At 70.4% G+C, this 11,952-nt stretch carries 10 protein-coding genes; all 10 read left to right on the forward strand.

From position 1 onward, the window contains the following. The first annotated feature begins 5 nt into the window (after positions 1–5). The 10 genes from ACWDZ7_RS10730 to ACWDZ7_RS10775 all read left to right on the forward strand — a co-directional run bounded on the left by ACWDZ7_RS10730 (position 6) and on the right by ACWDZ7_RS10775 (position 11,887). Entirely contained in the window at positions 6–1,724 is a 1,719-nt protein-coding gene (locus tag ACWDZ7_RS10730; RefSeq protein WP_451796333.1) for a UDP-N-acetylmuramoyl-L-alanyl-D-glutamate--2,6-diaminopimelate ligase, read from the forward strand. Between the two features lie 4 nt (positions 1,725–1,728). Continuing rightward, on the forward strand, positions 1,729–3,144 hold the full coding sequence (locus tag ACWDZ7_RS10735) for a UDP-N-acetylmuramoyl-tripeptide--D-alanyl-D-alanine ligase (protein ID WP_451796334.1): 1,416 nt from the start codon (positions 1,729–1,731) through the stop codon (positions 3,142–3,144). Continuing rightward, positions 3,141–4,211 (forward strand): phospho-N-acetylmuramoyl-pentapeptide-transferase, encoded by a 1,071-nt coding sequence (mraY, locus tag ACWDZ7_RS10740; protein WP_358584294.1) that lies wholly within the window; start codon positions 3,141–3,143, stop codon positions 4,209–4,211. Before ACWDZ7_RS10735 ends, mraY begins: the two co-directional genes overlap by 4 nt. Beyond that, a complete protein-coding gene (gene murD, locus ACWDZ7_RS10745; RefSeq protein WP_451796335.1) occupies positions 4,208–5,641 on the forward strand; it encodes a UDP-N-acetylmuramoyl-L-alanine--D-glutamate ligase in 1,434 nt (477 codons plus the stop codon). Before mraY ends, murD begins: the two co-directional genes overlap by 4 nt. Before the next feature lie 48 nt (positions 5,642–5,689). Next, positions 5,690–7,000, forward strand: a complete 1,311-nt coding sequence (ftsW, locus tag ACWDZ7_RS10750) for a putative lipid II flippase FtsW (RefSeq protein ID WP_451796336.1) — start codon at positions 5,690–5,692, stop codon at positions 6,998–7,000. A 6-nt stretch (positions 7,001–7,006) separates the two neighbouring features. Further along, complete coding sequence (murG, locus tag ACWDZ7_RS10755; protein WP_451796337.1) at positions 7,007–8,101, forward strand: undecaprenyldiphospho-muramoylpentapeptide beta-N-acetylglucosaminyltransferase; 1,095 nt, start codon at positions 7,007–7,009, stop codon at positions 8,099–8,101. A 14-nt stretch (positions 8,102–8,115) separates the two neighbouring features. After that, positions 8,116–8,913, forward strand: coding sequence for a cell division protein FtsQ/DivIB (locus ACWDZ7_RS10760; protein ID WP_451796338.1), 798 nt, complete (start codon positions 8,116–8,118; stop codon positions 8,911–8,913). Between the two features lie 275 nt (positions 8,914–9,188). Then, positions 9,189–10,433 (forward strand): cell division protein FtsZ, encoded by a 1,245-nt coding sequence (gene ftsZ, locus ACWDZ7_RS10765; RefSeq protein WP_451796339.1) that lies wholly within the window; start codon positions 9,189–9,191, stop codon positions 10,431–10,433. A gap of 17 nt (positions 10,434–10,450) precedes the next feature. Further along, a complete protein-coding gene (pgeF, locus tag ACWDZ7_RS10770) occupies positions 10,451–11,161 on the forward strand; it encodes a peptidoglycan editing factor PgeF (protein ID WP_451796340.1) in 711 nt (236 codons plus the stop codon). Positions 11,162–11,167: 6 nt separating this feature from the next. Next, positions 11,168–11,887, forward strand: coding sequence for a YggS family pyridoxal phosphate-dependent enzyme (locus ACWDZ7_RS10775; RefSeq protein ID WP_451796341.1), 720 nt, complete (start codon positions 11,168–11,170; stop codon positions 11,885–11,887). The last annotated feature ends 65 nt before the right edge of the window (positions 11,888–11,952 follow it).

An 11,952-nucleotide genomic window follows, 5' to 3' on the forward strand; every position in this document is an offset into this window, starting at 1 on the left:
CGCCCGTGACAACGATCACCCCCGACCCGGGGAACCACCCCTCGCCGCACCGCCCGCCCACCCGTCTCCCGCCACCACCCCTGCCCGACGGCGCTACGCGCAGGCCCCTCCCTTTTGGCCCCACGGGGGGTGCGCCCGGTACGCTCACCGCCGTGCCACACGCTGATCAGTCCCAAACCACCCAGAAGGGCGCTCCCGTGACATATCCGGGACCGCCGCGGCCGGACCAGGTCTCCGCGACCTCGCTGACGGAGCTAGCGGGCCGGCTGGGCGTCGCCGTCGAGGGGAACGCAGACAGCACGGAGATCACGGGCATCACGCACGACTCGCGCGCGGTGCGCCCCGGTGACATCTACGCCGCGCTGCCCGGTGCCCGCATGCACGGCGCCGACTTCGTCGCGCAGGCCGCCGACCTCGGCGCCGCGGCCATCCTCACCGACCCGACGGGCGCCGAGCGCGCGGCCGCGACCGGCCTTCCGGTCCTGGTCGTCGACAGTCCGCGCGACCGGATGGGCGAGCTGGCGGCGGCGGTCTACGGCCACCCCGGCCGCGGCCTCCTGCAGATCGGCATCACCGGTACGTCCGGCAAGACCACCACCGCCTACCTCATCGAGGGCGGGCTCAAGGGCCTGCGCGCGACGGGCCTCATCGGCACGGTCGAGACGCGCATCGGCGACGAGCGCATGAAGTCGGAACGTACGACCCCCGAAGCCACCGACCTCCAGGCGCTGTTCGCGGTGATGCGCGAGCGCGGCGTCGAGGCGGTCGCCATGGAGGTCTCCAGCCACGCTCTGGTGCTCGGGCGGGTCGACGGCTGCGTCTTCGACGTCGCCGTCTTCAACAACCTCAGCCCGGAGCACATGGAGTTCCACTCCGGGATGGAGGACTACTTCCAGGCCAAGGCGCAGCTCTTCACCGAGCGGCGCGCGCGGCTCGGCGTGGTCAACTTCGACGACGAGTACGGGCGTCGGCTCATCACCGAGTCCGAGGTGCCCGTCACCACCTTCTCCGCCGAGGGGCACCCCGACGCCGACTGGCGCGCCGAGGGCGTCGAGGTCGGGCCGCTCGACTCGACGTTCGTCGCGGTCGGCCCCAAGGGCGAGCGCGTCACGGCGAAATCCCCGCTGGCGGGCCCCTTCAACGTCGCCAACACCCTCGCCGCGATCGTCTCGCTGGCCGTCGCGGGGATCGACCCGCAGCAGGCCGCCGACGGCGTCGCCGCGGTGCCCGGCGTGCCGGGCCGCCTGGAGCGCGTCGACGCGGGCCAGCCCTACCTCGCGGTCGTCGACTACGCCCACAAGACGGACGCCGTCGAATCGGTCCTGCGCGCCCTGCGCAAGGTCACCGAGGGCAAGCTGCACATCGTGCTCGGCTGCGGCGGCGACCGCGACAAGACCAAGCGGATGCCGATGGGCGCGGCCGCGGCCCGCCTCGCCGACACCGCCGTACTGACCTCCGACAACCCCCGTGGCGAGGACCCCCTCGCGATCCTCGCCACGATGCTCGCCGGCGCCGCCGAGGTGCCGGCCCATGAACGCGGCGACGTCGCCGTCTTCGAGGACCGCGCCGCCGCCGTCGCCGCGGCCGTCGCCCGCGCCGAACCCGGTGACACCGTGCTGGTCGCGGGCAAGGGCCACGAGCAGGGACAGGACATCGCCGGGGTGGTGCGTCCCTTCGACGACCGCCAGGTACTTCGCGAAGCTATCCAGCAAACCCAGGGATGAAGTTGTGATCGCCCTCTCCCTCGCCGAGATCGCCACTGTCGTCGGCGGGCAGACGTACGACATACCGGATCCGGCCATCCAGGTGACCGGACCCGTCGTCCGGGACTCCCGTGAAGTGGAGCCCGGCAGCCTCTTCGTCGCCTTCGTCGGCGAGCGCGTCGACGGCCACGACTACGCGGCCGACGTGGTCGCGGCGGGCGCGGTCGCCGTGCTCGCCTCGCGGCCGGTCGGCGTGCCCGCCGTCGTCGTGGACGACGTACAGGCGGCGCTCGGCGCCCTCGCACGCCATGTCGTGGAGCGGCTCGGCGCGACCCTGGTCGCGCTGACCGGCTCGGTCGGCAAGACCACCTCCAAGGACCTGCTCGCCCAGGTGCTGCGGCGCAAGGCGCCCACGGTCTTCACGCCGGGCTCCCTCAACAACGAGATCGGCTTGCCGCTGACCGCGCTCAGCGCCACCGAGGGGACGCGCTTCCTCGTCCTGGAGATGGGGGCGCGCGGAATCGGCCATATTCGCTATCTCGCCGGCCTCACGCCGCCGAAGATCGGCCTCGTCCTGAACGTCGGCACCGCCCACATCGGCGAGTTCGGCGGACGTGAGCAGATCGCGGAAGCGAAGGGCGAGATGGTGGAGGCGCTGCCCGCGGACGGGGCCGCGATCCTCAACGCCGACGACCCGCTCGTCCGCGCCATGGCTTCGCGCACGAAGGCGCGGATCGTCCTCTTCGGCGAGGCCGACGACGCCGACGTACGTGCCGAGAATGTCCGTCTCATGGAGAACGGACAGCCTGCTTTTACGCTGCACACACCCTCCGGGTGCAGCGACGTGACCATGCGGCTGTACGGTGAGCACCACGTGTCGAACGCGCTTGCCGCGGCCGCCGTCGCCCATGAGCTGGGCATGTCCGTCGACGAGATCGCCCTCGCGCTCTCCGAGGCGGGCACGCTGTCCCGCTGGCGGATGGAGGTCACCGAGCGCCCGGACGGTGTGACAGTCGTCAACGACGCCTACAACGCGAACCCCGAGTCCATGCGAGCGGCCCTGCGCGCGCTCGCGGCCATGGGCCAGGGGCGCCGTACGTGGGCGGTGCTCGGTCAGATGGCCGAGCTCGGGGACGAGGGTCTCACCGAGCACGACGCGGTCGGACGCCTTGCCGTCCGGCTCAACGTGAGCAAGCTCGTGGCAGTCGGGGGCAGGGAAGCGTCCTGGCTCCAACTGGGCGCATACAACGAGGGTTCGTGGGGTGAGGAGTCGGTGCACGTGTCCGACGCACAGGCGGCGATCGACCTGCTGCGCAGCGAGCTGCGCCCAGGAGACGTCGTGCTGGTGAAGGCGTCCAGGTCGGTCGGGTTGGAGCGGGTCGCCACGGCGCTGCTCGACGACGCCGCGGTGTCTTCTGAGGGGCAGGTCTCCGGCCGATGAGGCAGATCCTCTTCGCGGGTGTGATCGGGCTCTTCCTGACCCTGGTCGGCACCCCGCTGCTGATCAAACTCCTGGCCCGCAAGGGTTACGGCCAGTTCATCCGGGACGACGGCCCGCGCGAGCACCACAGCAAGCGCGGTACGCCGACCATGGGTGGCATCGCCTTCATCCTGGCCACGCTCATCGCGTACTTCCTCACGAAGATCATCACCGGCACGGAGACCACGCTCTCCGGCCTCCTGGTGCTCTTCCTGATGGCGGGCATGGGCCTCGTCGGCTTCCTCGACGACTACATCAAGATCGTCAAGCAGCGATCGCTCGGTCTGCGCGCCAAGGCGAAGATGGCCGGCCAGCTGATCGTCGGCATCGGCTTCGCCGTGCTGGCGCTGAACTGGCCGGACAACCGCAACCAGACGCCCGCCTCCACCAAGCTGTCGTTCGTCACGGACTTCGGCTGGTCGATCGGCCCGGTCCTGTTCGTGGTCTGGGCGCTGTTCATGATCCTCGCGATGTCGAACGGCGTGAACCTCACCGACGGTCTGGACGGCCTCGCCACCGGTGCCTCCGTGATGGTCTTCGGCGCGTACACCTTCATCGGTGTCTGGCAGTACCAGGAGTCCTGCGCCAACGCGACGACGCTGACCAACCCGCAGGCCTGCTTCGAGGTCAGAGACCCGCTCGACCTCGCGGTCGTGGCCTCCGCGCTGATGGGCGCCTGCTTCGGCTTCCTGTGGTGGAACACCTCGCCCGCCAAGATCTTCATGGGTGACACCGGCTCGCTCGCCCTCGGCGGCGCGCTCGCCGGCCTCGCGATCTGCTCCCGCACGGAGCTGCTGCTCGCGCTCCTCGGCGGTCTCTTCGTGATGATCACCATGTCGGTGGTCATCCAGGTCGGCTCGTTCAAGATGACCGGAAAGCGCGTCTTCCGGATGGCGCCACTCCAGCACCACTTCGAACTCAAGGGGTGGTCCGAGGTCCTTGTGGTGGTCCGCTTCTGGATCATCCAGGGCATGTGCGTGATCGTCGGCCTCGGTCTCTTCTACGCGGGATGGGCAGCCGAAAAGTGACCTCTGCGTCCGACTGGCAGGGCAAGAACATCACCGTCGCCGGTCTCGGCGTGAGCGGCATCAGCGCCGCCCGCGCCCTGGCCGGCCTCGGCGCGTCGGTGACCGTCGTGGACGGCGGCTCGGGGGCGGCGCACCAGGAGCGCGCCGCCTCGCTCCGGGGCGAGGGCATCTCCGTACGCCTGGGGGACGCCGAGACGCTCCCCGAGGGCACCGACCTGGTCGTCACCTCGCCGGGCTGGAAGCCGTCGTCGCCGCTGTTCGCCGCGGCCGCGGAGGCGGGCGTGGACGTCGTCGGGGACGTCGAGGTCGCCTGGCGGCTGCGCGGTCCGGGCGCGGCGCCCTGGCTCGCGATCACGGGCACCAACGGCAAGACGACGACCACGCGGATGCTCGCCTCGATCCTGTCGGCGGCGGGCCTGCGCACGGCCGCCGTCGGCAACATCGGCACCCCGATCGTGGACGTGATCCTCGAAGGCGACGACGCGTACGACGTGCTGGCCGTCGAGCTGTCGTCCTACCAGCTGCACTGGGCGCCCTCCTTGCGCGCCCACTCGGCGGCGGTCCTGAACCTCGCGCCCGACCACCTCGACTGGCACGGCTCCATGGAGGCGTACGCGGCCGACAAGGGCCGCGTCTACGAGGGCAATCAGATCGCCTGCGTCTACAACGTCGATGCCTCCGACAGACCGTCCACCGAGGACCTGGTCCGCGAGGCCGACGTCGAAGAGGGCTGCCGCGCCATCGGTTTCACGCTGAACGCGCCCGCGCCCTCGCAACTGGGCGTCGTCGACGGCATCCTGGTCGACCGTGCGTTCGTGCCGGACCGCCAGAAGCAGGCCCAGGAGCTCGCCGAGATCTCCGACGTCCAGCCGCCCGCGCCGCACAACATCGCCAACGCGCTGGCCGCCGCGGCCCTCGCCCGCGCCTTCGGCGTCCAGGCGACGGCCGTACGCGACGGCCTGCGCGCCTTCCGCCCGGACGCCCACCGCATCGAGCACGTCGCCGAGGTCGAGGGCGTCGCGTACGTCGACGACTCCAAGGCCACCAACACCCACGCCACGCAGGCGTCGTTGGCGGCGTACGAGTCGATCGTCTGGATCGCGGGCGGGCTCGCCAAGGGCGCCACCTTCGACGAGCTCGTCGCGGGCGCCGCGAAGCGGCTGCGCGGAGCCGTCCTCATCGGCGCCGACCGCGCGCTGATCCGTGAAGCCCTCGCGCGACACGCGCCCGAGGTCCCGGTCGTCGACCTCGACCGGACCGACACTGGGGCGATGTCCGAGGCCGTACAACGTGCGGCCGAGCTGGCTCAGCCGGGGGACACCGTGCTGATGGCCCCGGCCTGTGCCTCGATGGACATGTTCACCAACTACAACAAGCGTGGTGAGGCGTTCGCGGACGCCGTCCGCGCACTCGGCTCCACGCGCGCCTGACCGGGTCTTCCGTCCGGCCGGCGCCGGGCACACCCTTGGGAGGGGAACGTGGCCAGGTCTTCCGTGCGAGACGCCAAACGACCGGCTCCGGTACGCGCCAGAGGTGCCTCCCACCCTCCGGGCGAGAACGGGCCCCGGCGGCTCTACAACCAGCTCCGCCGGGCCTGGGACCGGCCGCTGACCGCGTACTACCTCATCTTCGGCAGCAGCCTCCTGATCACCGTGCTCGGCCTGGTGATGGTCTACTCGGCGTCGATGATCCAGGCGCTGCAGCTCGACCTGCCCGCCTCGTACTTCTTCCGCAAGCAGTTCGTCGCCGCCGTGATCGGCGCGATCCTGCTGCTGATCGCGATGCGGATGCCCCTCAAACTCCACCGGGCGCTGGCCTATCCGATGCTCGCGGCGACCGTCTTCCTGATGGTCCTCGTGCAGATCCCGGGGATAGGGCGCAGCGTCAACGGCAACCAGAACTGGATCTATCTGGGCGGCCCGTTCCAGCTCCAGCCCAGTGAGTTCGGCAAGCTCGCCCTGGTCCTGTGGGGCGCCGATCTGCTTGCACGTAAACATGACAAGCGGCTTTTGACCCAGTGGAAACACATGCTTGTGCCGCTGGTCCCGGTCACTTTCATGCTGCTCGGGCTCATCATGCTCGGCGGGGACATGGGCACCGCGATCATTCTCACCGCGATCCTTTTCGGCCTGCTGTGGCTCGCGGGCGCCCCCACCCGGCTGTTCGCCGGTGTGCTCGGCGTCGCGGTCCTGCTCGGTGTGATCCTCATCAAGACGAGCCCCAACCGCATGGCGCGGCTCGCCTGCATCGGTGCCACCGATCCGGGCCCGGGCGACCAGTGCTGGCAGGCGGTGCACGGCATCTACGCTCTGGCCTCTGGCGGATTCTTCGGTTCCGGACTCGGCGCGAGTGTGGAAAAATGGGGTCAACTTCCTGAACCTCACACCGACTTCATCTTCGCCATCACCGGGGAGGAACTCGGTCTGGCGGGGACACTGTCGGTGCTCGCCCTGTTCGCGGCTCTAGGCTATGCGGGTATCCGCGTGGCCGGACGCACGGAGGACCCCTTCGTGAGGTATGCCGCGGGAGGCGTGACCACCTGGATCACGGCGCAGGCCGTGATCAACGTCGGTGCGGTGCTCGGTCTGCTGCCGATCGCCGGTGTCCCGCTCCCGCTGTTCTCCTACGGGGGTTCGGCCCTGCTGCCGACCATGTTCGCCATCGGGCTCCTCATCGCCTTCGCGCGATCGGACCCCGCTGCGAAGGCGGCCCTGGCCATGCGGCAACCTCGGGTGAGATGGAACACGATGCGACGGCGCGTCAAGGCGCGTTCGTCCGGAGAGCGGTGAATTTCGGTGCATGTCGTACTCGCCGGTGGGGGGACCGCCGGCCACATCGAGCCCGCGCTCGCCCTCGCGGACGCCCTGCGGAGGCAGGACCCGACCGTGGGCATCACGGCCCTGGGCACGGAGCGTGGACTCGAGACCCGGCTCGTACCGGATCGGGGCTACGAGCTCGCGCTGATCCCGGCCGTGCCGTTGCCCCGCAAGCCCACCCCTGAGCTGATCACCGTCCCGGGAAGGCTGCGCGGCACCATCAAGGCGGCCGAGCAGATCCTGGAGCGCACCAAGGCGGACTGCGTCGTCGGCTTCGGCGGCTACGTCGCCCTGCCCGGCTATCTCGCGGCCAAACGGGCCGGGGTGCCGATCGTCGTGCACGAGGCCAACGCGCGGCCCGGGCTCGCCAACAAGATCGGTTCGCGGTACGCCACGGCGGTGGCCGTCGCCACCCCCGACAGCAAGCTGCGCAACTCCCGCTACATCGGGATCCCGCTGCGCCACACCATCGCCACACTCGACCGGGCCCGGGTCCGCCCGGAGGCGCGCGCCGCCTTCGGCCTCGACCCCAACCTGCCGACCCTGCTCGTCTCCGGCGGCTCACAGGGCGCCCGGCGCCTCAACGAGGTCGTCCAGCAGGCCGCCCCGGTGCTCCAGCGCGCGGGCATCCAGATCCTGCACGCGGTCGGCCCGAAGAACGAATTGCCGCATGTACAGCAGATGCCGGGAATGCCCCCGTACATCCCGGTACCGTACGTGGACCGGATGGACCTCGCGTACGCCGCGGCCGACATGATGCTCTGCCGCGCGGGCGCGATGACCGTCGCCGAACTCTCCGCCGTCGGGCTCCCCGCCGCGTACGTCCCGCTGCCGATCGGCAACGGCGAACAGCGGCTGAACGCCCAGCCGGTGGTCAAGGCCGGCGGTGGACTGCTGGTCGACGACGCGGAACTGACGCCCGAGTGGGTCCAGGGCAACGTCCTGCCCGTGCTGGCCGACCCGCACCGGCTGTACGAGATGTCCCGCGCCGCCTCCGAGTTCGGCCGCCGGGACGCCGACGAGCTGCTTGTCGGCATGGTGTACGAGGCGATTGCGTCACGCCGCAACGCGTGAGAAGGCAGGGGACCGTGGCCGGACCGACCACCGCCGTACGGCAGCGACAGAAGTCCGGCCCGCCCCGCCCGCGGCGCCCCCGCACCCGCCGCCCCAGGGCGCCGCGTTCACGCGCCCGGGTCGCCCGCGTGGCCCTCGCCGTGCTCCTCGCGGCCGGGGCCGCCTGGGTGCTCTACGGCTCGCAGTGGCTGCGTCTGGAGCGCGTGGAGACTTCGGGCACCCGGGTGCTCACGCCCGAAGAGGTGCTCGAAGCGGCACAGGCGCCCGTCGGGGAGCCACTGATTTCGGTCGACACGGAAGCTCTTGAGAGTCGGGTCCGCTCGAAATTGCCCCGGATTGACTCGGTTGAGGCCGTCCCGTCATGGCCGCACGGAATCAGCCTCGAAGTGACGGAACGCAAGCCGGTTCTCGTCATCAAAAAGGGCGGAAAGTTCATCGAAGTGGACGCCAAGGGAGTGCGATTCGCCACGGTGGGTCACGCGCCCAAGGGCGTTCCGCGTCTTCAATTGGCGCCGGACCGGGAGAAGGGGGCGGCGAGCCTGCGCCGGTTCGGCACCGACCGGCTGGTGCGCGAGGCGGTCCGGGTCGCCGGTGACCTGCCCAAAGCTGTCGCCCGCGATACCTGGAACGTCAAGGTCCGTTCGTACGACTCCATCTCGGTGGAGTTGAGCCACGGCCGCACGGTCGTCTGGGGCAGTGGCGAGAAGGGGCGTGCGAAAGCCACTACTCTCACCGCGCTGATGAAAGCGGCGCCCGAGGCAAGGCACTTCGATGTGAGTGTCCCCACGGCCCCTGCCTCGTCAGGGAGTTGACGCGTATCGCCGCAGGCCAGCACCCTGGTTCGGCATCGCTACGGCTGATCACATAGGGTGAAAAGAAAAACGGGAGGTTCGGCGTGTTCGTTGAACGTGCGCCACTTGTCGACTTAGTGTCCTGTTCGGAAGAGTCCAGGGAACAGACACACTGGTAACCCTAAACTTCAGCGTTAGGGTTCGGGTCGGCGTTCGGACCGTCCCATTCGGCATCAGTCGCCGCTTCGCATCGATGCGAAACGGCGACACGTAACTCGAGGCGAGAGGCCTTCGACGTGGCAGCACCGCAGAACTACCTCGCAGTCATCAAAGTCATCGGTGTCGGCGGCGGTGGTGTCAATGCCATCAACCGGATGATCGAGGTCGGTCTCAAGGGCGTCGAGTTCATCGCCATCAACACCGACGCGCAAGCCCTGTTGATGAGCGACGCCGACGTCAAGCTCGACGTCGGCCGTGAACTCACCCGTGGACTCGGCGCCGGCGCCAACCCGGCCGTCGGCCGCAAGGCCGCAGAGGACCACCGCGAGGAGATCGAGGAGGTCCTCAAGGGGGCCGACATGGTCTTCGTCACCGCCGGCGAAGGCGGTGGCACCGGCACCGGCGGCGCACCCGTCGTCGCCAACATCGCGCGCTCGCTCGGCGCCCTCACCATCGGCGTGGTCACCCGGCCGTTCACCTTCGAGGGCCGCCGCCGGGCCAACCAGGCCGAGGACGGCATCGCGGAGCTTCGCGAAGAGGTCGACACCCTCATCGTCATCCCCAACGACCGGCTCCTGTCCATCTCGGACCGTCAGGTCTCCGTCCTCGACGCCTTCAAGTCGGCGGACCAGGTCCTGCTCTCCGGTGTCCAGGGCATCACCGACCTCATCACCACGCCCGGCCTGATCAACCTCGACTTCGCCGACGTCAAGTCGGTCATGTCCGAGGCCGGTTCGGCGCTCATGGGCATCGGCTCGGCCCGCGGCGACGACCGCGCGGTGGCCGCCGCCGAGATGGCGATCTCCTCGCCGCTGCTCGAAGCGTCCATCGACGGAGCGCGCGGCGTGCTGCTCTCCATCTCCGGCGGCTCGGACCTCGGCCTCTTCGAGATCAACGAAGCGGCCCAGCTGGTCAGCGAGGCAGCGCACCCCGAGGCCAACATCATCTTCGGCGCGGTCATCGACGACGCGCTCGGCGACGAGGTCAGGGTCACCGTCATCGCGGCGGGCTTCGACGGCGGGCAGCCGCCGTCCAAGCGGGACAACGTCCTTGGTTCGGCGTCCGCGTCGGCGTCCGCGTCCGCCAAGCGTGACGAGCCCGCACCGTCCTCGCCCTCGCGTCCCGCCGAATCGTCCCGCCCGGCCTTCGGCGGCCTCGGCAGCGTCACGTCGCGCGACGAGCCCTCGACCCCGGAGCCCGTGGAGGCGGCCCCGGCGAGCGAGGCCCCGGCCGTGCCCGCGACCCCGCCGCAGGTCCCGCCGGCCCGTCCGTACCAGGACAGCCAGGCCGAAGAGCTGGACGTGCCGGACTTCTTGAAGTGATAAGCGAGCACAGCACTGTGAGCGGCGCGCACTTCGCCTTCACCGACAGGTGGGGCGGGGTGAGCGCCGTTCCGTACGAGGAGCTCAATCTCGGCGGCGCGGTCGGCGACGACACCCAAGCCGTACGGGAGAACCGGGCGCTGGCCGCCAAGTCCCTCGGCGTCGACCCGGGCCGGGTCGTCTGGATGAACCAGGTGCACGGCCGCGACGTCGCCGTGGTCGACGGCCCCTGGGGCTCCGAGGCCGAGATCCCGGCCGTCGACGCGGTGGTGACCGCCCGCAGGGGACTCGCGCTCGCCGTCCTGACCGCCGACTGCACGCCCGTCCTGCTCGCCGATCCGGTCGCCAAGGTCGCGGCGGCGGCGCACGCCGGGCGCCCCGGCATGGTGGCGGGCGTCGTCCCGGCCGCCGTCGAGGCCATGGTGCGGCTCGGCGCCGACCCGGGGCGCGTCATCGCCCGCACCGGGCCCGCCGTCTGCGGGCGTTGCTACGAAGTACCCGAGGCGATGCGCGCCGGCGTCGCCGCCGTCGAGCCCGGGGCGCACGCCGTGACGAGCTGGGGTACGCCGGCGGTCGATGTGACCGCTGGGGTGCACGCCCAGCTGGAGCGGCTCGGGGTGCACGACCGGGAGCAGTCGCCGGTGTGCACGCTGGAATCCGGTGACCACTTCTCGTACCGCCGCGACCGCACGACCGGTCGTCTCGCGGGCTATGTCTGGCTGGACTGATAGGACATGACGGAACGTAAGAGTCAACTCGCGGCGAATCTGGCGGAGGTCGAGGAGCGCATCGCCGCGGCGTGCGCGGCGGCCGGGCGCAAGCGTGAGGAAGTGACCCTCATCGTGGTCACCAAGACCTACCCGGCGAGCGATGTGCGGATCCTGTCGGAACTCGGTGTGCGCCATGTCGCGGAGAACCGCGACCAGGACGCGGCACCGAAGGCCGCCGAGTGCGCGGATCTCCCCCTTACCTGGCACTTCGTCGGTCAATTGCAGACCAATAAAGTCCGGTCCGTGGTGAGTTATGCCGGTCTGGTGCAGTCCGTGGACCGGCCCAAGCTCGTCACGGCCCTCTCGACCGCGGCGGTGCGCGCGGAGCGTGAGCTCGGCTGTCTGATCCAGGTCGCGCTCGACGCCGAGGAGAACGGACGCGGGGAGCGCGGGGGCGTGGGTCCGGGCGGAATCGAAGAGTTGGCCGACCTCGTCGCCCGGGCGCCGGGGCTGCGGCTCGACGGTCTGATGACGGTCGCCCCGCTCACCGGACCGTACGCGGGACGGCAACAGGCGGCGTTCGAGCGGTTGATGGAATTCGCAACCCTCATGCGCGCGACCCATCCGGCTGCGAACATGGTGTCAGCAGGGATGAGTGCGGACCTCGAACAGGCCGTCGCGGCCGGGGCGACACATGTGCGCGTCGGTACGGCGGTACTCGGAGTCCGACCCGGGCTCGGGTAACGTCGCCAAGAAGTCGGACCACAGCAGAAAATATGGTCATTCCCGCTGTTGAGCGGGGATGCCTC

Source organism: Streptomyces sp. NPDC003032 (assembly GCF_053591415.1).